Source organism: Billgrantia gudaonensis (assembly GCF_900100195.1).
Classification (GTDB): Bacteria; Pseudomonadota; Gammaproteobacteria; order Pseudomonadales; family Halomonadaceae; genus Halomonas; species Halomonas gudaonensis.
The window spans coordinates 15,091-41,201 of the sequence record NZ_FNES01000019.1; the positions used below are offsets into that span (position 1 = coordinate 15,091).

Sequence of the window (26,111 nt, forward strand, 5' to 3'; positions counted from 1 at the left end):
TCTCGAACCGCTAGCGCTTTTCACAGGAGTGAACATGACCCGTATCGCCATCGTGGGTGTCGCCGGCCGCATGGGCCGCACTCTGGTCAATGCCGTGCAGCAGGATGATGGCGCCACCCTGGCCGGCGGCGTCGTCGAACCGGGCAGTTCACTGGCCGGGGCGGACGTCGGAGAGCTGGCCGGGCTCGGCAGGCTGGGCGTGGCGGCGGCGGATTCGCTGGAGGCCATCGTCGATGAGTTCGACGTGCTGATCGACTTCACCGCCCCTCGGGTGACGCTGGCCAACCTGGCGTTCTGCGCCGACCATGGCAAGCGCATCGTGATCGGCACTACGGGCCTCGACAGCGACCAGCTCGCCGAGCTCGATGGCTATGCCGACAAGGTGCCCATGGTCTTCGCGCCCAACATGAGCGTCGGGGTGAATCTCACCCTAAGTCTGCTGGAGACGGCGGCCAGGGCGCTGGGCGACGAGGGTTACGACATCGAGGTGATCGAGGCGCACCATCGTCACAAGGTGGACTCGCCCTCCGGTACGGCGCTGAAGATGGGCGAGGTGGTGGCCGAGGCCCTGGGTCGCAACCTCGATGAGCACGGCGTCTTCGAGCGCGTCGGCCAGTGCGGGCCCCGCGACCCCAAGGAAATCGGTTTCGCCACGGTGCGCGCCGGTGACATCGTCGGCGAACACACGGTGATGTTCGCCACCGAGGGCGAGCGCATCGAGATCACTCACAAGGCCTCGAGCCGCATGACCTTCGCCAAGGGTGCAGTACGCGCGGCGCGCTGGGTGGCCGAGCGGAGCAACGGCCGCTATGGCATGGCGGATGTGCTGGGGCTGTAAGCTGACGGGGGTAGGCGTCGAACGCCATATCCTGTAACATCCCTAAAATTTTGGCCGGGCGCTGGGTCGAAAGCCCCTTCAAAGCGCTTGTTGCTTCGGCCCAGGCATTCCGAGCGAATGACAACAAGCGGGATGAAACCGGTCTGCATCGGGTTTCGTCCCGCTTTTTTGCGACTGCTCGACGGTCGAGCCCGGTCGTCGGCAGATGCGCGAGCCGACTAGAATTCCTTGACGAGCATGGGAGGACGTTGCGTTGAACAGACCCGCGATACTGGCCCTGGAAGAGGGCAGTGTATTCCACGGCACGGCCATTGGTGCCGATGGGCAGACCAGCGGTGAGGTGGTGTTCAATACGGCCATGACCGGTTATCAGGAGATCCTGACCGATCCTTCCTATACCCGCCAGATCGTGACCCTCACTTACCCGCACATCGGCAATACCGGGGTCAACGCCGAGGACGTCGAGTCCGGCGCCATCGCCGCCGCCGGCCTGGTGATCCGCGACTTGCCACTGCTCGCCAGCAGCTTCCGCTGCGAGCGGACGCTTTCCGACTACCTGGCCAGCCAGAACGTGCTGGGCATCGCCGACATCGATACCCGCCGCCTGACCCGCATCCTGCGCGACAAGGGCGCCCAGAACGGCGCGATCCTCGCCGGCCCCGCCGCCGAGGGCGACGACGCCGTCGAGCGGGCGCTCGCCGCAGCGCGCGATTTTCCCGGCCTCAAGGGCATGGACCTGGCCAAGGTGGTCTCCTGCCAGACGCCCTACGAGTGGAGCGAGGGCGAGTGGGCGTTGGGTGAAGGCTATGCCGATGCAACGGCCATCGAGCGGCCCTATCACGTGGTCGCTTATGACTACGGCGTCAAGCGCAACATCCTGCGCATGCTTGCCTCGCGCGGCTGCCGTCTGACCGTGGTGCCGGCCCAGACCCCGGCTGCCGAAGTGTTGGCCATGAATCCCGACGGCGTCTTCCTGGCCAACGGCCCCGGCGATCCCGAGCCCTGCGACTACGCGATCGAGGCCATCCGGGAGATTCTCGAGACCCAGCTTCCGGTATTCGGCATCTGCCTGGGGCATCAACTGCTGGCACTGGCTTCCGGGGCCAAGACGGTGAAGATGAAGTTCGGCCATCACGGGGCCAATCATCCCGTGCAGGATCTCGACAGCGGTCAGGTGATGATCACCAGCCAGAACCATGGCTTCGCCGCCGACGAGGCGACCCTGCCGAGCAACGTGCGCGCGACCCATCGTTCGCTGTTCGACGGCTCGTTGCAGGGCATCGAACGCACCGATTGCCCGGCCTTCAGCTTCCAGGGACACCCTGAAGCGAGTCCCGGTCCGCGCGATGTCGCGCCGCTGTTCGACCGTTTCGTCGCGATGATGCAGGCGCATCGCTAGCGACCGGGAGCCGCCCCTCGTCCGTCATCCTTTATTCTGCGGGAAGCACCATGCCCAAGCGTAACGACATCCACAGCATCCTGATCATCGGCGCCGGCCCCATCGTCATTGGCCAGGCCTGCGAGTTCGACTATTCCGGCGCCCAGGCCTGCAAGGCCCTGCGCGAGGAGGGTTACCGGGTCATCCTGGTCAACTCCAACCCGGCCACCATCATGACCGACCCGGTGATGGCCGACGCCACCTACATCGAGCCGATCACCTGGCAGGCGGTGGAGAAGATCATCGAAGCCGAGCGCCCCGACGCCATCCTGCCCACCATGGGCGGCCAGACAGCGCTCAACTGCGCCCTCGACCTGGACAAGCACGGCGTGCTCGCCAAGCATGGCGTGGAGATGATCGGCGCCAACGCCGATGCCATCAACAAGGCCGAGGATCGTGACCTCTTCGACCAGGCCATGAAGCGCATCGGCCTGGAGTGCCCCAAGGCCAAGGTGGCCCACAGCATGGACGAGGCCTGGCAGATCCAGGGCGAACTCGGCTTTCCGGTGATCATTCGCCCCTCCTACACCATGGGCGGCTCCGGCGGCGGCGTGGCCTACAACAAGGAGGAGTTCGAGGAGATCTGCACCCGCGGCTTCGAGCTCTCCAACAACCACGAGTTGCTCATCGACGAGTCGCTGCTGGGGTGGAAAGAGTACGAGATGGAGGTCGTTCGCGACCGCAACGACAACTGCATCATCGTCTGCGCCATCGAGAACTTCGACCCCATGGGCGTGCACACTGGCGATTCGATCACCGTGGCCCCGGCCCAGACGCTGACCGACAAGGAATACCAGATCATGCGCGACGCCTCGCTGGCGGTGCTGCGCGAGATCGGCGTCGAGACCGGCGGCTCCAACGTGCAGTTCGGCGTCGATCCGGACAGCGGGCGCATGGTGGTCATCGAAATGAACCCGCGGGTGTCGCGCTCCTCGGCGTTGGCTTCCAAGGCCACCGGTTTTCCCATCGCCAAGATCGCCGCCAAGCTGGCGGTGGGCTACACCCTGGACGAGCTCGCCAACGACATCACCGGCGGGCGCACTCCGGCCTCGTTCGAACCGTCCATCGACTACGTGGTCACCAAGATTCCGCGCTTCACCTTCGAGAAGTTTCCCCAGGCCAACGACCGCCTGACCACCCAGATGAAGTCGGTGGGCGAGGTGATGGCGATCGGCCGCACCTTCCAGGAGTCGTTGCACAAGGCGCTGCGTGGCCTGGAGACCGGCAACGACGGTCTCGACCCCAAGGTGACCGAATTCACCGATGACGCCATGGCCCACATCAAGGGCGAACTGCAGGCGGCTGGGGCCGATCGCATCTTCTACGTGGCCGACGCCCTTCGCGGTGGGCTCAGCGTCGACGAGGTCTTCGCCCTGACCCGGATCGATCGCTGGTACCTGGTGCAGATCGAGGAGCTGGTGCGCCTCGAGCAGGACGTGGCCAAGCGCTCGCTCTCCGAGCTCACCCCTCGCGAGCTCTTCCGGCTCAAGCGCAAGGGTTTCAGCGATGCCCGCCTGGCGAGCCTGCTGGGCGTTGCCGAGAAAGAGTTCCGCAAGACCCGCCAGAAGGCCGGCATCCGCCCGGTCTACAAGCGCGTCGATACCTGCGCCGCCGAGTTCGCCTCGGACACCGCCTACATGTATTCCACCTACGAGGAGGAGTGCGAGGCGGAGGTCTCCGATCGCCAGAAGATCATGGTGCTGGGTGGCGGGCCCAACCGCGTCGGCCAGGGCATCGAATTCGACTACTGCTGCGTGCATGCTGCGCTCGCCATGCGTGACGACGGCTATGAAACCATCATGGTCAACTGCAATCCGGAAACCGTCTCCACCGACTACGACACCAGCGATCGGCTCTACTTCGAGCCGGTGACCCTGGAGGACGTGCTGGAGATCGCCGACAAGGAGCAGCCCGTCGGGGTGATCGTGCAGTTCGGCGGTCAGACGCCGCTCAAGCTCGCCCGCGAGCTGGAGGCCGCCGGCGTACCGATCATCGGCACCACGCCGGATGCCATCGACCGCGCCGAGGATCGCGAGCGCTTCCAGCAGATGATCGACAAGCTCGACCTCAAGCAACCGCCCAACGCCACCGCGCGCAGCTTCGACGAGGCCTTCGTCAAGGCCGAGGCGATCGGCTACCCGCTGGTGGTGCGCCCCAGCTACGTACTGGGCGGGCGCGCCATGGAGATCGTCTACGATGCCTCCGAGCTGGAGAACTACATGACCCACGCGGTCAAGGTCTCCAACGACTCGCCGGTGCTGCTCGACCACTTCCTCAATGCCGCCATCGAGATCGACATCGATGCCGTTTCCGACGGTGAGCGGGTGGTGATCGGCGGCATCATGCAGCACATCGAGCAGGCCGGGGTGCACTCCGGCGACTCGGCGTGTTCGTTGCCGCCCTACTCGCTGCCCGCCGAAGTGCAGGACGAGATGCGCCACCAGGTCGAGAAGATGGCCGTGGAGCTCGGCGTCAAGGGGCTGATGAACGTGCAGCTGGCCTGGCAGGACGACGAGATCTACGTCATCGAGGTCAACCCGCGTGCCTCGCGCACCGTGCCTTTCGTCTCGAAATGCATCGGCACGTCGCTCGCTCAGGTGGCGGCGCGTTGCATGGCCGGCACCAGCCTTGCCGAGCAGGGTTTCGAGCGGGAAGTCGTGCCGCTTTTCTACAGCGTCAAGGAGGCCGTCTTCCCGTTCAACAAGTTCCCCGGGGTCGACCCCATCCTGTCGCCGGAGATGAAGTCCACCGGCGAGGTGATGGGCTCGGGCGATACCTTCGCCGAGGCCTTCTACAAGGCGCAGTTGGGTGCCGGTGAGGCAATCCCGGCACTGACCGGCGAGCGCAAGGCGTTTCTCTCGGTGCGCGATCCGGACAAGGTGGGTGTTATCGAAGTGGCCCGTTCTCTGCTAGCATTGGGATTCGTTCTGGTGGCCACGCGTGGTACCGCCGCCGCCCTGGAAGCGGCCGACCTGCCGGTCGAGATCGTCAACAAGGTCTATGAGGGCCGCCCGCACATCGTCGATCTGCTCAAGAACGACGAGATCGCCTATATCGTGAATACCACCGAGGGTCGTCAGGCGATCAATGACTCCTCGGTCATCCGCCGTACCGCGCTTGCCCGCAAGGTGCCCTATGCCACCACCCTGGCAGGGGCGAGCGCCGTTTGTCTGGCGCTCGAATACGGCAATGCCATCACGGTGCGGCGGCTTCAGGAACTGCATGCAGGAGCAACGCAATGAACAAGGTCCCGATGACCGTTGCTGGGGAGGCGCGCCTGCGCAAGGAGCTCGAGGAACTCAAGAGCGAGGCGCGCCCCAGGGTGATCGCCGCCATCGCCGAAGCCCGTGAGCACGGTGATCTCAAGGAGAATGCCGAGTACCACGCCGCCCGAGAGCAGCAGGGCTTCATCGAAGGGCGCATTCAGGAGATCGAGAGCAAGCTCTCCAGCGCCCAGGTGATCGACGTCACCAAGCTGCCCAAGACCGGCAAGGTGATCTTTGGCGTTACGGTGGAGCTGATCAACCTCGATACCGACGAGGAGGTGCGCTACCGCATCGTCGGCGAGGATGAGGCGAACATCAAAGAGGGACGTATTTCGGTCACCTCGCCCATCGCTCGGGCCTTGATCGGCAAAGAGGAGGGCGACGTGGTGGTGGTCAAGACACCTGGCGGCGAAGTCGAGTACGAGATCGCCGGGGTCGAGCATCTCTGAGCTACGAGCTACGAGCTACGATCCAGCGAAAGCCCGCGACAATCGATCGCGGGCTTTTTGTGAAGTTGCTCGCCGCCCGGAGCCCGAAGCTCACCGCTGGCGCGTCAGCGCCGCCCGTGATGGTTCTCGAAGCGTTTGACGTTGGAGAGTTTGGGGTTGCCTTGGGGGCTCGCCCGGTAGAGCAGGGCCACCTTGCCGATGGTTTGCACCGCTTCGGCGTTGCTGGCTTTCAGCAACTCGTCGAGCATGGTGGCGCGGTCGTCGCGCTCGGCCAGGGCGAGCTTGACCTTGATCAGCTCATGGTCGGTCAGCGCCCGGTCGAGTTCGTCCAGCACGCCCTCGGAGAGGCCGTTCTCGGAGACCGTGACCACCGGGTTCAAGTAATGCCCGATGCTGCGAAATGCTTTCTTTTGTGCCTGTGACAAGCTCATGGTATCTTGCGTCTTCCCGGTTGCGCGCAGCCCGCTATGGTACGGGGAAACGCCAGTTGGCGAAAGCATGGCGGAGCCCCGCCAATTCGCATCCTACGCCGCCCGTGGGCCCCTGGCCCTCTTCACGCTTACCCGTTTCGTTGTCAAGGTGATGTCGTGGCTCGTTCCACTCCTTCCTCGCGCGATGGCGCCTCGCGTCGTCGATCCGGCTGGCTCAAGGAGCATTTCGACGATCGCTTCGTGCAGCAAAGCTGGCAGGACGGCTATCGCAGCCGCGCCAGTTACAAGTTGTTGGCGCTCGATGAAAAGGACCGCCTGCTGCGGCCCGGCATGACGGTGATCGACCTGGGGGCCGCGCCCGGCGGCTGGAGCCAGGTGGCGGCGGAAAAGGTGGGGCCCGAGGGGCTGGTGATCGCTTCCGACATTCTCGAGATGGATGCCCTGGCCGGCGTCGAGTTCATTCAGGGCGATTTCACCGAAGAGGCGGTGCTCGAGTCGATTCTCGCTGCGCTGGGCGATCGCGAGGTGGACCTTGTGATGTCGGACATGGCCCCCAACATGAGTGGCATGGCCGCCATCGACCAACCCCAGGCGATGTACCTGGTGGAGCTGGCCATGGACCTGGCCCAGCAGACGCTCAGGCCGGAGGGGCGTTTCCTCGCCAAGGTGTTCCAGGGTGAGGGTTTCGACGCCTATCTCAAGGCGCTGCGCGAACGCTTTCGACGGGTCGTCACGCGCAAGCCGGAGGCGTCACGTTCGCGTTCTCGTGAGGTCTACCTGCTGGCAGACGGATTTCGTGGCTGAGCGAAGCTCGGCCGCTCGATGTCCGGCAGCCGAGGGCTCGGCTGCCGATAGAAACAGACTAATGGCGTAATGGCCGGACAAGGCGGCTCATCTGTGTCACAGTGAGTCTAGACGGCCAAACGGCCATGGCGTGGGAACGCCAGTGTCGTACGCGTGGTCCCAGACCTAGGCGTCATTGGCCGACAGTTGCTTGTAGTGAGGGTACTCCCTTGAATGATATGGCAAAGAACCTGATTCTGTGGTTGGTCATCGCGGCAGTGCTGCTGACGGTGTTCAACAACTTCAGCGTCGATAGCACCCCGCAGACGATGAACTACTCGCAGTTCGTCCAACAGGTGCAGAATCAGCAGGTACGCAGCGTCACCATCGATGGCTACACCATTACCGGTGAGCGCAACGATGGTTCGCAGTTCCAGACCATCCGACCGGCGGCGGATGATCCCAAGCTGATGGATGATCTGCTGGCCAACGACGTGACGGTGGTGGGCAAGGAGCCCGAACAGCAGAGCCTGTGGACTCGGCTGCTGATCGCCAGCTTCCCGATCCTGCTGATCCTTGCCATCTTCATGTTCTTCATGCGTCAGATGCAGGGCGGCGGCGGCGGCAAGGGCGGGCCGATGAGCTTCGGCAAGTCCAAGGCCAAGCTGCTCTCCCACGATCAGGTCAAGACCACTTTCTCCGACGTGGCCGGCTGCGACGAAGCCAAGGAAGAAGTCGAGGAACTGGTCGACTTTCTGCGCGATCCTTCCAAGTTTCAGCGCCTGGGTGGGACGATCCCGCGTGGCGTTCTCATGGTGGGCCCGCCCGGTACCGGCAAGACGTTGCTCGCCAAGTCCATCGCCGGCGAGGCCAAGGTACCCTTCTTCTCGATATCCGGTTCGGACTTCGTCGAGATGTTCGTCGGCGTGGGCGCGTCGCGCGTACGCGACATGTTCGAGCAGGCCAAGAAACAGGCGCCGTGCATCATCTTCATCGACGAGATCGATGCCGTGGGCCGCTCGCGCGGCGCCGGCATGGGCGGCGGCAACGATGAGCGCGAGCAGACGCTCAACCAGCTGCTGGTAGAGATGGATGGCTTCGAGGCCAACGAAGGCATCATCGTCATCGCCGCCACCAACCGTCCCGACGTGCTCGACCCGGCGCTGCTGCGCCCGGGCCGCTTCGACCGGCAGGTGGTGGTGCCGCTGCCCGACATTCGCGGTCGCGAACACATCCTCAACGTGCATCTGCGCAAGGTGCCGTTGGCCGACGACGTCAAGCCGACGTTGATCGCCCGCGGTACGCCGGGCTTCTCGGGTGCCGACCTGGCCAACCTGGTCAATGAGGCGGCGCTGTTCGCCGCACGGCGCAACAAGCGCCTGGTGGGCATGGAGGAGCTGGAGCTGGCCAAGGACAAGATCATGATGGGCGCCGAGCGCCGCTCCATGGTCATGACCGAGAAGGAGAAGCTCAATACCGCCTACCACGAGTCCGGGCACGCCATCATCGGTCTGGTGATGCCGGAGCATGACCCGGTCTACAAGGTGACCATCATTCCGCGCGGTCGCGCGCTGGGCGTGACCATGTTCCTGCCCGAGCAGGACCGCTACAGTCTGTCGCGTCAGCAGATCATCAGTCAGATCTGCTCGCTGTTCGGCGGCCGCATCGCCGAAGAGATGACGCTGGGTCCCAACGGCGTCACCACCGGTGCGTCGAACGACATCAAGCGTGCCACCGAGCTGGCCCACAACATGGTCGCCAAGTGGGGGCTCTCCGAGGAGATGGGGCCGGTGATGTACGACGAGGACGAGTCGCACCAGTTCCTCGGCGGCCCGGGTCAGGGCGGCAAGCTCAAGTCGGGCGAGACCACTACCAAGCTCGACAAGGAAGTGCGCAAGATCATCGACGAGTGCTATGCCAAGGCGAAGCAGATTCTCGAGGACAATCGCGACAAGCTCGATGCCATGGCCGAGGCGCTCATGCAGTACGAGACCATCGATGCCGATCAACTCAAGGACATCATGGAGGGTCGTACGCCTCGCCCACCCAAGGATTGGGAAGATGGCGATTCTTCCGGCAGCGGCTCGCCGGTCACCGCCGATGACATCCAACCGGCCGACAACGAACCGGCGGCCGATGATGGGAACGGGGACGACGAGGAGGACGACGAGCCGCGTCGCCGTCCTTCCGACCCATTGGGCGGGCCGGCCGGTTCCTGAGGCCGCGAGCTCGCAGCAGCAGGCGCCCTGCGGGGCGCCTTTGCCGTTTGTGGTACCCTTGGCGGATTCTTCGTGATCCTTTTCGCCACAGGAACGAGACATGATGGATAGCGCGTCGCCCACCTGGCTGCCGTGTGGCCGCCACCGGCTCGACATCTCCTTTCCCCGCGTGATGGGGGTGCTCAACGTCACTCCCGACTCCTTCTCGGATGGCGGTCGTCACAATGCTCGTGACGAAGCGCTGCGCCATGCCGAGCGACTGCTGGCCGAGGGGGCGGCGATCGTCGACGTGGGCGGTGAGTCGACTCGCCCCGGGGCGGTACCGATTCCGGTGCAGCAGGAGCTGGACCGCGTGCTTCCGGTGGTCGAAGCGCTCGTCAGCGAGCTCGATGCCTTGGTGTCGGTGGATACCAGCAGCCCGGAGGTGATGCAGGCGGCGGCTCAGGCCGGTGCCGGCATGCTCAATGACGTGCGGAGCTTGCAGCGGGAAGGGGCCATGAAGGCGGCGGCCACCAGCGGCCTGCCGGTGTGCCTGATGCACATGCAGGGCGAGCCCGGCGACATGCAGAATGCCCCGTATTACGACCGGCCCGTAGAGGAGGTCGTGTTCGACTTCCTGGCCGCCCGGGTGGCTGCCTGCGAGGCGGCGGGCCTGCGTCGCGAGCGGCTGCTGCTCGATCCCGGGTTCGGCTTTGCCAAGACCGTGGAGCACAATCTGCGCCTGCTCAACCGGCTCGACCGCCTGGAGCGGCTCGGCCTGCCGTTGCTCGTGGGCATGTCGCGCAAGAGCATGATCGGCAAGGTTCTTGCCCGGCCGGTGGAGGAGCGTCTATCGGGGGGGCTGGCGCTGGCGGCGCTGGCCGTCGAGCGCGGGGCGAGGATCGTGCGCGTCCACGATGTCGGGCCTGCACTCGACGCCATCAACATGACCTGGGCCGTACTCAAGGAAGGTTGCTAATGACACGACGCTATTTCGGCACCGACGGCATCCGCGGCAGGGTGGGGGATTACCCCATCACCCCGGATTTCATGCTCAAACTGGGCTGGGCCATGGGCCGCGTGCTGGCACGGGAGTCGGGGCGTACGCGCGTGCTGATCGGCAAGGATACGCGCATCTCCGGTTACATGTTCGAATCGGCGCTGGAGGCCGGCCTCTCGGCCGCCGGCGTGGACGTGGCGCTACTCGGCCCCATGCCGACGCCGGGTATCGCTTACCTGACTCGCACCTTTCGCGCCGATGCCGGCATCGTCATCTCGGCCTCGCACAACGCCTTCGCCGATAATGGCATCAAGTTCTTCTCGAGCGCCGGGACCAAGCTCGATGACGGTATCGAAGAACGGATCGAGGCCATGCTCGAAGAGCCGTTGACCACGGTGGCGGCGGACCGGCTGGGCAAGGCGATGCGCATCGACGATGCCGCCGGGCGCTATATCGAGTTCTGCAAGTCGACCATTCCCAATCGGGTCAGTCTGCATGGCCTCAAGGTGGTGCTCGATTGTGCTCATGGCGCCACCTACCACATCGCGCCCAGCGTGTTCCGCGAACTGGGTGCCGAGGTGAGTCTGGTAGGGGCCAACCCAGACGGCCTCAACATCAATCGACACGTCGGATCGACGTCACCCGCCAGCCTGCGTGCCGCCGTGATCCAGCAAGGCGCCGACCTGGGGGTGGCCTTCGACGGTGACGGCGACCGCGTTTTGATGGTGGATGCCGATGGCCGCGAGATCGACGGCGACGACATCCTCTACCTGATTGCCCGTGATCGCCATGAGCGCGGCATGATGTCGGGCGGCGTGGTGGGTACCCTGATGACCAACTTTGGCCTGGCCATGGCCCTCGAGGCCATGGGAATCCCCTTCGAGCGAGCCAAGGTCGGCGACCGCTACGTGGTGGAGCGGATGGCGGCCAACGGGTGGCAGCTCGGTGGCGAGTCTTCCGGCCACATCGTGTGTGCCGATGTCCAGACCACCGGCGATGGCATCGTCTCGGCACTGCAGGTGCTGGCGATCATGGTCAACGAAGCCAAGCCGTTGGCCGGGCTGCTGGCCGGCCTGGAGAAGGTGCCCCAGGCGTTGGTCAACGTGCGCCTGACGCCGGGTACCGATGCGGGTGCGCTGATGCGCTGCAAAGCGGTGCAGCGCAGCGTCGCCGCCGTGGAAGAGACGCTCGGTGACGAGGGGCGCGTGCTGCTGCGTCCCTCCGGCACCGAACCGTTGTTGCGCGTGATGGTCGAGGGGCGCGCCCATTTCGACGTCGATGCCCTGGCGCAGCGCATTGCCGAAGAGGTGACGAGCGAACTGGCTTGACCGCCTCGTCCATGGTTGTGTTGATACGGGGGCTCCTATACCATTTCGCACCACTTTGAAAGAGGATCGCGCATGCGAACGCTGCTGGTCGCCGGCAACTGGAAGATGAACGGCTCCCTGGCGCTGGTCGAAGCTTTCCGACAGACCTTCGCGGCCGTCGCGCTGCCGGCCCGGGTGGAAGTGGCGCTGATGGTGCCCTTTCCCTATCTGAACGCTGCGGCCGACGCTTTTCGGGACACGCCGCTGATGGTGGGGGCTCAAACCCTGAGCGATCGTACCGGCGGTGCCTTCACCGGTGAAGTGAGCGGTGGCATGCTGGCCGATGTGGGAGCGCGGCTGGTGCTGGTCGGCCATTCCGAGCGGCGCAGCCTGTTCGGTGAGGACGACGCTGCCGTGCTGGCGCGCGTCAAGGCGGCGCTGGCGCACGACCTGACACCGGTGCTGTGCCTCGGCGAAACGCTCGAGCAGCGCGAGGCCGGTCGCACCGAGGCCGTGGTGCTCGGCCAGCTCGCGGCCGTATGCGATGCCCTCGACCCCGATGAACGTAGCCGCCTGGTACTGGCCTACGAGCCGGTGTGGGCCATCGGCACCGGCAGGACTGCCAGTCCCGAGCAGGCCCAGTCGGTGCATGCGGCGATTCGTGCGTGTCTGGCGGAGTATTCTCCGACTCTCGCCGAGGGCATGCAGGTTCTTTATGGCGGCAGCATGAAGGCCGCCAACGCGGGCGAGCTGCTCGCCCAGCCGGATATCGACGGCGGCCTGGTGGGTGGAGCCTCCCTCCAGGTCGACGACTTCCTAGCCATTTGCCAGTCAGCAGGTTGAAACCATGCAAGTTGCCATTCTCATGATCCATGTGGTGATCGCGATCGCCCTGGTTGCTCTCATCCTGCTTCAGCAGGGTAAGGGGGCCGAAGCCGGCGCCGCCTTCGGTGGCGGTGCCTCGCAGACCGTCTTCGGCTCACGCGGCTCGGGCGGATTTCTGTCACGGGCCACGGCGGTGCTTGCTGCAGCTTTCTTCGTCACTTCGCTGACGCTCGCCTACTTCGCCTCTCAGGCCGGTGAGGCGCCCGAAGCGGGGATCCCCGATGCCGAGCTGATCGACCAGCAGCGCGGCACGCCGAGCCTTGACGACGAGGGCAGTGACGTGGATAATGCTGCGCCAGTGCTGGAGGAAAGCAGCGACTAGACTGCGCTTCTCCACAGTCATTTGCCGAAGTGGTGGAATTGGTAGACACGCTATCTTGAGGGGGTAGTGGCCTTACGGCCGTGCGGGTTCAAGTCCCGCCTTCGGCACCATCTGTATCCCGAAGCGCGCCGCTGGCGGGTTTCGGTCGTCGCAACGCAGGATTGGCACCAGAAAGATTGTAGCGAAAGCGCCGCTTTGTCTTGACGCTTTTCGGTCAAGCGCCTACAATCGCCGACCTGGAATGATGCGGGGTGGAGCAGCCTGGTAGCTCGTCGGGCTCATAACCCGAAGGTCGTCGGTTCGAATCCGGCCCCCGCTACCATCTTCCCGATGTCTTGCAGACGGCAAGCGTGCTTCGAGAAGTGGTGTAACAGGTTTCTTGTGAAAGGCCCCTTCCTGCGAAGGGGCTTTTTGTTAGCGGCTCATCCTCCGCAACGAGAGATGGGTCGGTTCGGGCAACGCCAATCAGCCACCTAGCTTCCCTGTTCACTCCCGGCCAGGTGCCTGATGCAACGGCTGTAGGAGCTTTCTCTGTGGCACTCAAGGACGCCGCGCTGCATGCGCTGATCGAGCCGGTGGTCACCGCCATGGGATTCGAGCTATGGGGCATCGACTACCTGTCCCAGGGCAAGCACTCCCGGCTGGTGATCTACATTGATCATGCCGAGGGCGTGACCGTCGAGCACTGTGCCGACGTCAGCCGTCAGGTGAGTGCCGTGCTCGACGTCGAGGATCCGATCGCCGGCGAATATCGCCTGGAAGTGTCCTCGCCGGGCATGGATCGTCCGCTCTTCACGCTCGATCAGTTTTCCCGCTTTCGTGGCCACCTGGTGACCCTGAAGTTGCGGGTACCGTTCGAGGGGCGTCGCAAGTTTCAAGGGTTGCTGGCCGGTACTGAAGGAGATGACGTTCTGCTGCAACTCGACGGCGAGGAATATTGCTTTCCCATCGATACCATCGACCAGGCACGCGTGGTGCCCTCTTTCGAGTCGTAAGGCCGATGGATAAGGACAGGTTTTCTGGCGAGGCAAAGGCATGAGTAAAGAAATTCTGACGGTCGTTGATGCGATCTCCAACGAAAAGGGCGTGTCCCGCGAGGTGATCTTCGAGGCCGTCGAGGCAGCATTGGCCAGCGCATCGCGCAAGCGCTTCGATGGTCAGGAAGTCAGCGTGCGGGTCAAGATCGATCGCCAGACCGGCGACTACGAGACGTTTCGTCGCTGGGTGGTGGTCGAAGACGATGAGTTCGAAAATCCCGACGCCGAGATCAAGCAATCCTTCGCCGAGCGCCGCGATCCGCCATTGACGCTGGGCGATGTGGTCGAGGAGCAGATCGAGAACGCCGCCTTCGGACGCATCGCCGCTCAGACCGCCAAGCAAGTGATCGTGCAGAAGGTGCGCGAAGCGGAGCGCGCCGAAGTGGTGCGCCAGTACGCCGAGCGAGAAGGTGAGCTGGTGGCCGGCATCGTCAAGAAGACGACACGCGATGGGCTCATCATCGATCTGGGCGACAACGCCGAGGCTTTCCTGCCGCGCAGCGAGATGATTCCCGGCGAGCGCTATCGCATGAACGATCGTGTCCGGGCACTGCTCACCAAGGTCGATGCCGAGGCACGCGGCGCGCAGTTGATCCTGTCGCGCACCTGTCCGGAGCTGATCATCGAGCTGTTCAAGATCGAGGTGCCGGAGATCGCCGAGCAGCTCATCGAGATCAAGGGCGCGGCGCGCGATCCCGGCTCGCGAGCCAAGATCGCGGTGAAGACCAACGATCGGCGCATCGATCCGGTGGGCGCCTGCGTGGGTATGCGCGGCTCAAGGGTGCAGGCGGTGTCCAGTGAGCTGCAGAACGAGCGCGTGGACATCGTGCTATGGGACGACAACCCGGCGCAGTTGGTGATCAACGCCATGGCGCCGGCGGATGTCGGCTCGATCCTCGTCGACGAAGAGACTCACGCCATGGACGTGGCGGTCGCCGAGGACAACCTGGCCCAGGCCATTGGTCGCAGCGGCCAGAACGTGCGCTTGGCTTCCGAACTCACCGGGTGGCGACTCAACGTCATGACCGAGAGCGAAGCCGAGGACAAGCGCGAGCAGGAAATCGACGATCTGGTCGAGCGCTTCATCCAGCACCTGGACATCGAGGAGGACCTCGCCCGGCTGCTGGTCGAGGAGGGCTTCACCACGCTGGAAGAGATCGCCTACGTGCCTCTCGAGGAGATGCTCGAGATCGAGGAACTCGACGAGGATCTGGTGGAAGAGCTTCGGGCGCGTGCCAAGGATGAGCTGCTCAACCTGGCGATTGCCTCCGAGGAGGAGTTGGATGGTGCCCAGCCGGCCGAGGATCTCCTTGAAATGGACGGCATGGAGCGCCACCTGGCCTTCATCCTGGCCAGCCGGGGCATCATCACCATGGAGGATCTGGCCGAGCAGTCCGTCGATGATCTGATGGACATCGAGGACATGGACGAAGAGCGCGCTGCAGCACTGATCATGACTGCCCGTGCGCCATGGTTCGCAGGCGAACAGTAAAACGGGTCACGGGCTGAGGAGGGTCAACATGTCGGAAATGACCGTTAAAGATTTTGCAGCGAAGGTGGGACGCGACGTGCCCCGCCTGCTGGAACAGATGAAAGAAGCCGGGCTCGCCCACAAGTCCGAGAGCGATGCCGTGTCCGAGGAGGACAAGCGGCAGCTGCTGGATTACTTGACCAAGAGCCATGGCGGCGGCGGTGCCGGCGCTCGTAATCGCATCACCCTGACGCGCAAGACGCGCAGTCGCATCAAGACCGGCGAACGGGGCAAGAGCATCGAAGTCCAGGTACGCAAGAAGCGCACCTACGTGAAACGTGAAGACGCCAAGGAAGACGAGCAGCCTGCGGCGGAGGAAGACGCCGGCCCGCGGCAGCTGGTCGGCGACATGGCCGACTCGCAGCAGGCAGAGGCCGAGCGCGAAGCCGAGCAGGCGCGTGCGCGCGCCGCCGAGGAGTCGGCACGCGAAGCGGCCGCCAAGGTGGAAACCGAGAAATCCGAGGCCGAGCAGCCTCCGGCTGCATCGGTCGAGCCCGAGATTCCGGTGCCGGAACTCGACAGCGAGACACCGGCGCCCGAAGAAGCCCCGGCACCGCCCAAGGAGGGTCGCCCCGAGCCGCGACGCGCGGCGGTCAAGAAAGCCAGCGGCAAGGGCGGCAAGAAGGGACGCCACGAGCGTGACGACGACGATCGCGGTGATCGCGAGGAGCGTCGTCGTGGCGGCAAGAAGGCCAAGCGTGCCGAGCGCCGCGGTGGTCGTCGGGGTGGCGTCCAGGGCGGCGGCAAGCACGGTTTTCAGAAGCCGACCCAGCCGATCGTTCGTGAAGTGTCGATTCCCGAGTCGATCAGCGTTGCCGACCTGGCCGACAAGATGTCGATCAAGGCCAACGAAGTCATCAAGACCATGTTCACCATGGGCGCGGCGGTGACCATCAACCAGACCATCGACCAGGATACTGCGGCCATCGTGGTCGAAGAAATGGGACACAAGCCCAAGCTGGTCAAGGATGACGCCCTGGAAACCGAAGTGCTCGAAGCGATCTCCTACGAGGGCGATGAGGTCACCCGCGACCCGGTGGTCACAGTGATGGGCCACGTCGACCATGGCAAGACCTCGCTGCTCGATTACATTCGCAAGGCCAAGGTGGCCACCGGCGAAGCGGGGGGCATCACCCAGCATATCGGTGCCTACCACGTGAAGGGCGATCAGGTGAAAGGCAATCACGGTAGCGGCGTGACCTTCCTGGACACGCCCGGCCACGCCGCCTTCACCGCCATGCGTGCGCGGGGTGCCAAGGCGACCGACGTGGTCATCCTGGTGGTGGCCGCCGACGATGGCGTCATGCCGCAGACCATCGAGGCCGTCGAGCATGCCAAGGCGGCCGAGGTGCCGTTGGTGGTGGCGGTCAACAAGATGGACAAGCCGGGCGCCGACCCGGACCGCGTCAAGAACGAGCTCTCCCAGCACGGCGTCATTTCCGAGGAGTGGGGGGGTGACACCCAGTTCGTGCACGTGTCGGCTCACACCGGTGAGGGCGTCGACGAGCTATTGGAAGCCATTCTGCTGGTCTCCGAGGTGCTCGAGCTGAAGGCCGTGCCCGAAGCACCCGGCAAGGGCGTGGTCATCGAGTCGCGGCTCGACAAGGGCCGCGGCCCCGTGGCTACCGTGCTGGTGCAGAACGGCACTCTGAAGAAAGGCGACATCGTGCTGGCCGGTCTGCACTACGGTCGCGTCCGAGCGCTCACCAACGAGCTCGGCAAGCAGGTCGACGAGGCCGGCCCCGGCATGCCGGTGGAGATCCAGGGCCTCGACGGCACGCCCGAGGCGGGTGACGACTTCATGGTCGTGGCCGACGAGAAGAAGGCCCGCGAAGTGGCCAACTTCCGCCAGGGCAAGTACCGCGAGGTGCGCCTGGCTCGCCAGCAGAAGGCCAAGCTGGAGAACATGTTCAGCCAGATGGGCCAGGAAGAGGCGGCCAAGCTCAACATCGTGCTCAAGGCCGACGTCCAGGGCTCTCTGGAAGCGATCAAGGGCGCGCTCGAGGAGCTTTCCACCGATGAGGTGCAAGTGTCCGTGGTCTCTTCCGGGGTGGGTGGCATCACCGGTACCGATGCCAACCTGGCGCTGGCCTCCGAAGCCATCGTCATCGGTTTCAACGTGCGTGCCGATGCCGCGGCCCGCGAGATCATCGAGCGCGAAGGGCTGGAGCTGCGTTACTACAGCGTCATCTACCAGCTGATCGATGACGTCAAGAAGGCCATGAGCGGCATGCTCGAGCCGGAGTGGAAGGAAGAGATCGTCGGCGTGGCCGAAGTTCGCGACGTCTTCCGTGCGCCCAAGATCGGCGCCGTGGCCGGCTGCATGGTCGTCGAAGGCAACGTCTTCCGCAACAAGAAGATCCGCGTGCTGCGCGACAACGTGGTGATCTACGAGGGCGAGCTCGAGTCGCTGCGCCGCTACAAGGACGACGTCCAGGAAGTGCGCAACGGCATGGAGTGCGGCATCGGTGTGAAGAACTACAACGACGTTCAGGTCGGCGACAAGATCGAGGTCTTCGATCAGGTCAAGGTCGAGCGGACGCTCTAAGCGGAGCCGAGCATGCGCGAGTTCAAGCGGACCGATCGGGTCGGCGACCAGCTGCAGAAAGAGTTGGCGGTGCTGATCCAGCGCGAGGTCAAGGATCCGCGCCTGGGGATGGTCACCGTCAGTGGCGTCACGGTCAGCCGCGACCTCGGCTATGCCGATGTCTACGTGACGCTGCTCGGCGAGGAGAGCCCGGAGCGCATCCGGGAGAATCTCCAGGTGCTTAAGAATGCCGCAGGTTTTCTGCGCAGTCAGATCGCCCGGCGCATCAAACTGCGCCACGTGCCGGAGCTGCGTTTTCATTTCGATGAGAGCGTGGTGCGTGGCCAGCGGTTGTCGTCATTGATCGACGAGGCGGTCGAGAGCGATCGTGCCCGTCACGAAGGCGAAGAGGATGGCAACGGCGGGGAAGAGCGCGGCTGATGGCACGTCGCCGTCGAGGCCTGCCGGTGGACGGGGTGATGCTGCTCGACAAGCCCCGAGGCGTGTCGAGCAACCATGCCCTGCAGCGTGCCAGGCACCTGCTGCAGGCGCAGAAAGCCGGGCACACCGGTACGCTCGACCCCATGGCCACCGGACTGCTGCCGGTGTGCTTCGGAGAGGCGACCAAGTTTACCGCCTTTCTGCTCGACGCAGACAAGGTCTATCGTACTCGAGTGGAGCTGGGAACGGTCACCGATAGCGGTGACGCCGAAGGCGAAGTGGTGGCGCGTGGCGAGGTGCCCCGGTTTCATGAAGCCGATATCGAGGGCGTTCTCGCACACTTTCTCGGTGAGATCGAGCAGGTGCCGCCCATGTACTCGGCACTCAAGCACCAGGGCCGCAAGCTCTATGAGCTGGCCCGCGAAGGCAAGTCGGTTGCGCGTGCAGCGCGGCGCGTGACGGTGTATGATGCCCGGCTTCTCGCCTTCGAGGGCGAGGCCTTCGAGCTGGAGGTGCGGGTTAGCAAGGGCACCTACATCCGCACGCTCGCCGAAGACATCGGCCAGGCACTGGGCTGTGGGGCGCACATCAGCGCACTGCGGCGGCTTGCCACCGGACCGTTCACCGGCGATGACATGGTGACGCTCGAGGCGCTGGAGGCACTGCCCGACCAGGCGGCCCGCGAGGGGATGCTGCTGCCCGCCGACGTGCTGGTCGAACACCTGCCGCGGTTGACGGTGGGAGACGAAGCGGCCAGTCGGCTCACTCATGGCCAGTCGGCCCGGGTGGCGCACGGCCTGACCGAAGGCGAAACGCCGAGACTCTACCGCGACGAGACCTTCCTGGGCCTCGGCGTGGTAACGACGCCACAGGAAGTGGCGCCGAAACGGCTGCTCAGCGGGGCAGCCCATTGACGAAGCCGCCATGTGGCGATCAGGGAGCAACGCCGAGACTGCAAATATGCGTGGTCTCACCCATTCACATCATTCAGGCATATTGCTGATTGGAGAGACAGATGGCACTGACAGCCGAACAGAAGGCCGAGATCGTCAAGGAATACGGCCGAGTCGAGAACGACACCGGTTCCCCCGAAGTACAGGTGGCCCTGCTGAGCGCCAACATCGACGGCCTGCAGGATCACTTCAAGACCAACAAGCAGGATCACCACTCGCGTCGTGGTCTGATCCGCATGGTCAACCAGCGCCGCAAGCTGCTGGACTATCTGAAGCGCAAGGACCTCGAGCGCTATCAGTCGCTGATCCAGCGTCTGGGCCTGCGTCGCTAAAGAAAAGGGTATTTCGCTACTGCGCTCGATATCCTGGTCGCCGTGCCGAAGCGTCGGACCGTCGGAATCCTCATGTAGCGAGCTACACTCCGGTTGATTCGGAACCTTCGGTTCCTCACCCCCTCGGGGCCATCCTCCGGATGTTTTGTCGCTACGCTCGGTTCTGCGCACCGGCGGCAACCAGCCTCTCGTCGCTCGTTACGCGAAATCACCTTTTCTTCAGGCCATTCGAAACGGGCAGCCATCGGGCTGCCCGTTTCGCGTATGTGAAGCCGCCGCGCGAGGGGTGCCGAGGACAGGCCGCAGAGGAGGTCTTTTGCCAGGGAAGGCAAAAGTAGCGCCCAGGGAGGGTTCACAGCGCCTCCTCGAAGGCCTGTCGCCGGATCAAGCCCGGGCTGCGTGGAGATCGACGACTGTCCGACGGAAATGTCGCTAACCGGTGGCCCCGGCGCGCGTCAACCCCTAAAATGGTCGCCGAGTCGAAACGACCCATACATGAGATCGAAAAGTTGAAGGAAGTCGCCGTGAATCCGGTCAAGAAAACGTTTCAGTACGGTCGCAGCACCGTCACCCTGGAGACTGGGCGCATCGCCCGCCAGGCTACCGGTGCCGTGATGGTCACCATGGACGATACCGTAGTGCTGTGCACCGTGGTGGCGAAGAAGGAGGCGAACCCGACCCAGCCCTTCTTCCCCCTCTCCGTCCATTATCAGGAGAAGACCTACGCGGTGGGCAAGATCCCCGGCGGTTTCTTCAAGCGCGAGGGGCGTCCCACCGAGAAGGAAACTCTCACCTCGCGGCTGATCGACCGCCCGATCCGCCCGCTGTTCCCCAAGGGCTTCATGAACGAGGTGCAGGTGATCTGCACCGTGCTCTCCACCGACCGCAACCATGACCCGGACATCGCCGCGATGCTCGGTACCTCGGCGGCGCTGGCCGTCTCCGGCGTGCCGTTCAACGGCCCCATCGGTGCCGCCCGCGTCGGTTTCACCGAGGACAAGGGCTACTTCCTCAACCCCACCGTCGAGGAGCTCACCGGCTCCGAGCTGGACATGGTGGTGGCCGGTACCGAGAAAGCCGTTCTGATGGTCGAGTCCGAGGCCAAGGAGCTGCTCGAGGACGAAATGCTCGGAGCGGTACTCTTTGCGCATCAGGAAATGCAGGTCGCCATCGGCGCCATCAACGAGCTGGTCGCCGAGGCCGGCAAGCCCAAGTGGGATTGGCAGCCACCAGCCGAGAACACCGCGCTCAAGAGCGCCGTGGCCGAGGCCTTCGAGACCAAGGTGGGCGAGGCCTATCGCATCACCGACAAGCTGGCCCGCCAGGAAGCGCTCTCTGCCCTCAAGGCCGAGGCAGTCGAGAAGCTGGGCGGTGAGGAAGAGGGCCGATTCGATGCTGCCGAGGTGAAGGGTGCCTTCGAGAGCCTCGAAAAGCGCGTCGTGCGTTCTCGCGTCATCAAGGGCGAGCCACGCATCGACGGCCGCGACAACCGCACCGTGCGACCGCTGTCCATCGAGGTGGGCACCTTGCCCAAGACCCATGGCTCGGCGATCTTCACGCGCGGCGAGACACAGGCGATCGTCATCGCCACCCTGGGCACGCTGCGCGATGCCCAGCTCATCGAGTCGCTGGAAGGCGAGCGCAAGGACCGTTTCCTGCTGCACTACAACTTCCCGCCCTACTGCGTGGGCGAGGCCGGCTTCATGGGCGGCCCCAAGCGTCGTGAGATCGGCCACGGCCGTCTGGCCCGGCGTGGCGTGGAGGCCATGCTGCCCAGCGATGACGAGTTCCCCTATACCATCCGCGTGGTTTCCGAGATCACCGAGTCCAACGGCTCGAGTTCCATGGCCTCCGTGTGCGGTTCCTCACTGGCACTGATGGACGCCGGCGTGCCGATGAAGGCGCCGGTGGCGGGCATCGCCATGGGGCTGGTCAAGGACGACGACGGCTTTGCCGTGCTGACCGACATTCTCGGTGATGAAGACCATCTGGGCGATATGGACTTCAAGGTGGCCGGTTCCGCCGAGGGCGTTACCGCCCTGCAGATGGACATCAAGATCGAAGGCATCAACGAAGAGATCATGGAGCAGGCCCTCCAGCAGGCAAACGAAGCGCGCCTGACCATCCTCGAGCAGATGAACGCCGTGATCGGTCAGAGCCGTGCCGAAGTCTCCGAGAATGCGCCCTCCATGGCCACCATCAAGATCGACCCGGACAAGATTCGCGACGTCATCGGCAAAGGCGGCGCCACCATCCGCAAGATCTGCGACGACACCGGTGCCTCCATCGATCTGGACGATGACGGTACCGTGCGCATCTACGCCGAGGACAAGGCGGCGGCCAAGAAGGCCATCGACACCGTGCTCGCCATCACCGCCGAAGCGGAGATCGGCAAGCTCTACCGCGGCAAGGTGGTGCGCATCGCCGACTTCGGCGCCTTCGTCAACATCATGCCGGGCACCGACGGCCTGGTGCACATCTCGCAGATCGTGCCCGAGCGGGTCAATGACGTGCGCGATTTCCTCAACGAGGGCGACGAGGTGGTGGTCAAGGTGCTCGACATCGACAACCGCAACCGCGTGAAGCTCTCCATCAAGGAGATCACGCCGGAAGAGAAGGCCGCCTTCGAGGCTGAAGCGGAACCCCAGCTTTAAGCGACCGCCTATGGCGGCTGAAAGCCGGAAGCTTGAAGCCGGAAGAAGAACCGCCCCCGCAGCCAGGCTGCGGGGGCGGTTTCTTTTAGGCTCTGCTGTCGAGCTTCGAGCTTCGAGCTTCGAGCTTCGAGCTTCGAGCTTCGAGCTTCGAGCTTCGAGCTTCGAGCTTCGAGCTTCGAGCTTCGAGCTTCGAGCTTCGAGCTCGCGCGTAGCGCGCTTACCGTTCGATCGCCAGCGCCACGCCTTGCCCGCCGCCGATGCACAGCGTTGCGAGGCCCTTCTTGGCGTCGCGGGCCATCATCTCGTGCAGCAGCGTGACCAGGATGCGGCAACCGGAGGCGCCGATGGGGTGGCCGATGGCGATGGCGCCGCCGTTGACGTTGACCTTGTCGGTGTCCCAGCCGAGCTCCTTGTTGACGGAAAGCGCCTGGGCGGCGAAGGCTTCGTTGGCTTCGACCAGGTCGAGATCGTCCAGGCTCCAGCCGGCTTTTTCCAGGCAGCGGCGGGTGGCCGGTGCCGGGCCGATGCCCATGATTGCCGGATCAACGGCGGCGTTGGAGTAGGCGGCGATGCGCGCTAGCGGCTCGAGGCCCAGCTGCTTGGCTTTCTCGGCAGAGCAGATCATCACCACGGCGGCACCGTCGTTGATGGACGAGGCATTGCCGGCGGTGACGGTGCCGTCCTTCTTGAAGGCGGGCTTCATGCCGGACAGCTTCTCGGCGGTGACTTCGCGGGGGTTCTCGTCGGTGTCGAAGACCAGCGGGTCGCCCTTGCGCTGCGGAACCTCCACGGGAACGATCTGCCCCTTGAACTTGCCTTCCTTGATGGCCGCAGCGGCTTTCTGCTGGGAGGCGGCGGCGAAAGCGTCCATGGCCTCGCGGGTGATGCCGTACTTTTCAGCCAGGTTTTCGGCGGTGACGCCCATGTGGTAGTTGTTGAAAGCATCCCACAGGCCGTCATGGACCATGGAGTCGATGGCCTTCCAGTCGCCCATGCGCTGGCCGGTGCGCGAATTGGGCAGCACGTGAGGGGCCAGCGACATGTTCTCCTGACCGCCGGCGAGGATCAGTTCGGCGTCGCCGCAGCGAATCGCCTGGGTAGCCAGGTGCAGTGCCTTGAGGCCCGAACCGCATACCTTGTTGATGGTCATGGCGGGCACTGCATCGGGCAGCCCGGCCTTGATGGAGGCCTGGCGTGCCGGGTTCTGGCCGACGCCGGCCGTCAGCACCTGGCCGAGCAGCACTTCGTCGACCTGGTCGCCGGTGACACCGGTGTTGGCGAGAATGTCCTTGATCACCAAGGCGCCTAGGTCGCTGGCGGGGATGCCGGCCAGAGAGCCGCCGAAGGCGCCGACGGCGGTGCGGCGGGCAGCAACGATCACCACTTCTTGCATGAGAAGAACCTCCTGGAACGTGAGTACGGGCGTCTACCCCGTCAGCATAGGGGAGCCTTGTGCGGTGCGGCAACGTCCCCGTGGCCGAAACAGCGAACTCTACGACCTTTGAGTATAGCGGGGTGGCTCGAAGCGTGCTTGGGCCGTTCAGGCGAGCTGCACGGGAATGGCGTTGCTGGTATGGCTGACGGCGTTGCCTTCCTGGAGATAGACCAGTGCCGGGGCGTGTGCTTCGAGCTCCGCCTCGCTGTAGTGGGCGTAGCTGCAGATGATCACTCGGTCGCCGGCAGCGGCGAGATGGGCTGCTGCGCCGTTCACCGAGATGACCTTCGACCCCTCTTCGGCGCGGATGGCATAGGTGGTGAAGCGCTGGCCGTTTTCCACGTTGTAGATCTGGATCTGCTCGTTCTCGCGGATGCCGGCCATGTCGAGCAGTTCGCCGTCGATGGCGCAGGAACCCTCGTAGTTGAGCACGGCGTGGGTGACGCGGGCCATGTGCAGCTTGGCCTTGAGCATGATGGTGTACATCGGTGGAAGGTCCTCGTGAAAGCGCGTTGGCGTAGGGAAGAATGCCGCTTCAGGACGGCAGCGTCAGTAGCAGGTTGTCGATCAGGCGCGTCGGGCCGAGCCTCGCCGCGGCGAGCAGCACGGCCTCGCGGGTCGTCGCGGTGACGGGGCCCAGGTCTCGGGCGCGCAGCTCCAGATAGTCGGGCGTGAATCCCGATTGGCGCAGAGCCTCGTTGGCTTGGGAGAGCACCGGCTCGGAGGGCTCGCCAGTTTCCAGAGCGTCGCGGGCCTGACACAGGGTGCGGTAGAGCATTGGCGCCACGCGGCGTTCGTCTTCGGAGAGGTAGCCGTTTCGCGAGGAGAGCGCCAGGCCATCTGCGGCGCGCACGATGGGCACGCCAAGAATCTCGATCGGGAAGTGCAGGTCGGTGACCAGCTTGCGGATCACCGCCAGTTGCTGGTAATCCTTCTCGCCGAAACAGGCGAGATGCGGCTGTACCAGGTTGAAGAGCATGCTGACCACGGTGGCCACGCCATCGAAGTGACCGGGACGCGAACCGCCGCACAGCCCCTCGCTCACTCCTGGTACGCATACCTGGGTCTGGTCGGTCAGGCCACGAGGATAGAGTGTGGCGGTGTCCGGGACGAACAGCAGGTCGCAGCCGGCGGCTTCGAGTCGGGTCTGGTCGTCGGCGAGGGTCCGCGGGTAGGCGTCGAGATCCTCGCTGGGGCCGAATTGCAGCGGGTTGACGAAGATGGTGGCCACGACCACGTCGGCCTGGCGACGGGCAGCCTCCACCAGGGCCAGATGGCCCGCGTGCAGGTTGCCCATGGTGGGCACCAGGGCGATGCGCTGGTCGCGCCGGCGAACGGCATGGAGTGCCTCGCGCAGGTCGGCAATCTCTCGCAGGGTGCGCATGATGGATGGGCTCCGGAAACTAGAAGCAGTGCTCTGGGGCCGGAAAGCGGCGTGCCTTGACGTCGTCGCGATAGCGGCTGAAAGCGTTCTGGATCGAGTCGGACTCGGCCATGAAATCCTTGACGAAGCGTGGCTTGCGTCCGCCGGTGACGCCCAGCACGTCGTGCATGACCAGGATCTGGCCATCGGTGTCGGGGCCGGCACCGATACCGATCACCGGTACCTCCAGCGCTTCGCTCACCGCACGCCCGAGACTCGCCGGCACGCATTCCAGCAGGATGACGGAGGCGCCGGCGTCCACCAGGGTGCGTGCGTCCTCCAGGATCTGGGCGGCGCGTTCGCTGTCGCGCCCCTGCACCTTGTAGCCGCCAAGTTGATAGACGGTCTGTGGGGTGAGGCCCAGGTGGGCGCATACCGGCACGCCGCGACGGGTCAGTTCGCGGATGCCGTCGGCCATCCAAGCCTCGCCCTCGACCTTGACCAGCTCGGCGCCGGCGCGCATCAGTTCGCCGGCGTCGTTCAGCAACGTGTCGAGAGTGGCGTTGCTCATGAACGGCAGGTCGACCATCAGCAGGCTCGCTCCCTTGGCGCGTGCCACGCAGCGGGTGTGGTAGCAGATGTCGTCGAGGGTCACCGGAAGCGTGCTGGCATGTCCCTGCAGCACCATGCCCAGGGAGTCACCCACCAGAAGTACCTCGATGCCGGCATCGCTGGCGGATCGGGCAAAGGTAGCGTCGTAGGCGGTGAGACAGCTGAAGGGCTCGCCCGCTTGCTTGCAGGCCTTCAGCGTGCTCAGGGTCACGGTTTTCATGGCGTGCTCTCATCGTTGTCGTCGGGGCCGCTCGCTTTCGGCCTCGGTGTAACCTGGAATTGTTACTTGAAAGCCCTCGAGGTGTCGAT

The 26,111-nt window shown here is 64.6% G+C and carries 22 protein-coding genes and 2 tRNA genes; 19 read left to right on the forward strand and 5 right to left on the reverse strand.

The genetic code is table 11. The features are described from left to right. The first annotated feature begins 34 nt into the window (after window positions 1-34). The 4 genes from dapB to greA all read left to right on the forward strand — a co-directional run bounded on the left by dapB (window position 35) and on the right by greA (window position 5,991). Window positions 35-838, forward strand: a complete 804-nt coding sequence (gene dapB / locus BLP96_RS17460; protein ID WP_089688730.1) for a 4-hydroxy-tetrahydrodipicolinate reductase — start codon at window positions 35-37, stop codon at window positions 836-838. A gap of 253 nt (window positions 839-1,091) precedes the next feature. Then, the gene (gene carA / locus BLP96_RS17465; protein WP_089688732.1) at window positions 1,092-2,237 is read left to right on the forward strand and encodes a glutamine-hydrolyzing carbamoyl-phosphate synthase small subunit; all 1,146 of its coding nucleotides are present in this window, start codon (window positions 1,092-1,094) and stop codon (window positions 2,235-2,237) included. A gap of 50 nt (window positions 2,238-2,287) precedes the next feature. Next, complete coding sequence (gene carB / locus BLP96_RS17470; protein ID WP_089688733.1) at window positions 2,288-5,518, forward strand: carbamoyl-phosphate synthase large subunit; 3,231 nt, start codon at window positions 2,288-2,290, stop codon at window positions 5,516-5,518. Beyond that, a complete protein-coding gene (greA, locus tag BLP96_RS17475) occupies window positions 5,515-5,991 on the forward strand; it encodes a transcription elongation factor GreA (protein ID WP_089688736.1) in 477 nt (158 codons plus the stop codon). The genes carB and greA overlap by 4 nt, the downstream gene beginning before the upstream one ends. Before the next feature lie 104 nt (window positions 5,992-6,095). Here greA and yhbY read toward each other — a convergent pair whose 3' ends face one another. After that, window positions 6,096-6,422 (reverse strand): ribosome assembly RNA-binding protein YhbY, encoded by a 327-nt coding sequence (gene yhbY, locus BLP96_RS17480; RefSeq protein ID WP_089688738.1) that lies wholly within the window; start codon window positions 6,420-6,422, stop codon window positions 6,096-6,098. 156 nt (window positions 6,423-6,578) lie between these two features. On the opposite strand from yhbY, the gene rlmE reads away from it, so the two are divergent. The 15 genes from rlmE to pnp all read left to right on the forward strand — a co-directional run bounded on the left by rlmE (window position 6,579) and on the right by pnp (window position 22,392). Next, window positions 6,579-7,226 (forward strand): 23S rRNA (uridine(2552)-2'-O)-methyltransferase RlmE, encoded by a 648-nt coding sequence (gene rlmE, locus BLP96_RS17485; RefSeq protein WP_245682303.1) that lies wholly within the window; start codon window positions 6,579-6,581, stop codon window positions 7,224-7,226. A 209-nt stretch (window positions 7,227-7,435) separates the two neighbouring features. Beyond that, complete coding sequence (ftsH, locus tag BLP96_RS17490) at window positions 7,436-9,424, forward strand: ATP-dependent zinc metalloprotease FtsH (RefSeq protein ID WP_089688742.1); 1,989 nt, start codon at window positions 7,436-7,438, stop codon at window positions 9,422-9,424. Window positions 9,425-9,524: 100 nt separating this feature from the next. After that, a complete protein-coding gene (gene folP / locus BLP96_RS17495; RefSeq protein ID WP_176761556.1) occupies window positions 9,525-10,382 on the forward strand; it encodes a dihydropteroate synthase in 858 nt (285 codons plus the stop codon). Next, complete coding sequence (gene glmM, locus BLP96_RS17500; RefSeq protein ID WP_089688744.1) at window positions 10,382-11,731, forward strand: phosphoglucosamine mutase; 1,350 nt, start codon at window positions 10,382-10,384, stop codon at window positions 11,729-11,731. The genes folP and glmM overlap by 1 nt, the downstream gene beginning before the upstream one ends. Before the next feature lie 72 nt (window positions 11,732-11,803). Continuing rightward, entirely contained in the window at window positions 11,804-12,553 is a 750-nt protein-coding gene (tpiA, locus tag BLP96_RS17505; RefSeq protein WP_089688746.1) for a triose-phosphate isomerase, read from the forward strand. Window positions 12,554-12,557: 4 nt separating this feature from the next. Then, complete coding sequence (secG, locus tag BLP96_RS17510) at window positions 12,558-12,917, forward strand: preprotein translocase subunit SecG (RefSeq protein ID WP_089688749.1); 360 nt, start codon at window positions 12,558-12,560, stop codon at window positions 12,915-12,917. A gap of 23 nt (window positions 12,918-12,940) precedes the next feature. Continuing rightward, window positions 12,941-13,027, forward strand: a tRNA-Leu gene (locus BLP96_RS17515). A 135-nt stretch (window positions 13,028-13,162) separates the two neighbouring features. After that, window positions 13,163-13,239, forward strand: a tRNA-Met gene (locus BLP96_RS17520). 211 nt (window positions 13,240-13,450) lie between these two features. Next, window positions 13,451-13,912, forward strand: coding sequence for a ribosome maturation factor RimP (rimP, locus tag BLP96_RS17525; protein ID WP_089688751.1), 462 nt, complete (start codon window positions 13,451-13,453; stop codon window positions 13,910-13,912). Between the two features lie 40 nt (window positions 13,913-13,952). Further along, window positions 13,953-15,446: a transcription termination factor NusA gene (gene nusA, locus BLP96_RS17530; protein ID WP_089688753.1), complete on the forward strand. Its 1,494-nt coding sequence runs from the start codon at window positions 13,953-13,955 to the stop codon at window positions 15,444-15,446. A 28-nt stretch (window positions 15,447-15,474) separates the two neighbouring features. Further along, entirely contained in the window at window positions 15,475-18,033 is a 2,559-nt protein-coding gene (gene infB / locus BLP96_RS17535) for a translation initiation factor IF-2 (protein WP_089688755.1), read from the forward strand. Between the two features lie 12 nt (window positions 18,034-18,045). After that, window positions 18,046-18,453 (forward strand): 30S ribosome-binding factor RbfA, encoded by a 408-nt coding sequence (rbfA, locus tag BLP96_RS17540; RefSeq protein WP_089688757.1) that lies wholly within the window; start codon window positions 18,046-18,048, stop codon window positions 18,451-18,453. Further along, window positions 18,453-19,367, forward strand: coding sequence for a tRNA pseudouridine(55) synthase TruB (gene truB / locus BLP96_RS17545; RefSeq protein ID WP_089688759.1), 915 nt, complete (start codon window positions 18,453-18,455; stop codon window positions 19,365-19,367). The genes rbfA and truB overlap by 1 nt, the downstream gene beginning before the upstream one ends. 101 nt (window positions 19,368-19,468) lie before the next feature. Beyond that, window positions 19,469-19,738: a 30S ribosomal protein S15 gene (gene rpsO, locus BLP96_RS17550; RefSeq protein WP_089688760.1), complete on the forward strand. Its 270-nt coding sequence runs from the start codon at window positions 19,469-19,471 to the stop codon at window positions 19,736-19,738. A gap of 524 nt (window positions 19,739-20,262) precedes the next feature. Further along, window positions 20,263-22,392: a polyribonucleotide nucleotidyltransferase gene (gene pnp, locus BLP96_RS17555; RefSeq protein ID WP_176761557.1), complete on the forward strand. Its 2,130-nt coding sequence runs from the start codon at window positions 20,263-20,265 to the stop codon at window positions 22,390-22,392. A 217-nt stretch (window positions 22,393-22,609) separates the two neighbouring features. Here the strand turns inward: pnp and BLP96_RS17565 are convergent, their stop codons facing one another. The 4 genes from BLP96_RS17565 to panB all read right to left on the reverse strand — a co-directional run bounded on the left by BLP96_RS17565 (window position 22,610) and on the right by panB (window position 26,022). After that, a complete protein-coding gene (locus BLP96_RS17565; protein WP_089688764.1) occupies window positions 22,610-23,785 on the reverse strand; it encodes an acetyl-CoA C-acetyltransferase in 1,176 nt (391 codons plus the stop codon). Between the two features lie 147 nt (window positions 23,786-23,932). Continuing rightward, entirely contained in the window at window positions 23,933-24,313 is a 381-nt protein-coding gene (gene panD / locus BLP96_RS17570; RefSeq protein ID WP_089688767.1) for an aspartate 1-decarboxylase, read from the reverse strand. 49 nt (window positions 24,314-24,362) lie between these two features. Beyond that, window positions 24,363-25,211 (reverse strand): pantoate--beta-alanine ligase, encoded by an 849-nt coding sequence (panC, locus tag BLP96_RS17575; protein ID WP_089688770.1) that lies wholly within the window; start codon window positions 25,209-25,211, stop codon window positions 24,363-24,365. A 19-nt stretch (window positions 25,212-25,230) separates the two neighbouring features. Continuing rightward, window positions 25,231-26,022, reverse strand: a complete 792-nt coding sequence (gene panB, locus BLP96_RS17580) for a 3-methyl-2-oxobutanoate hydroxymethyltransferase (RefSeq protein ID WP_089688772.1) — start codon at window positions 26,020-26,022, stop codon at window positions 25,231-25,233. Window positions 26,023-26,111 lie beyond the last annotated feature (89 nt).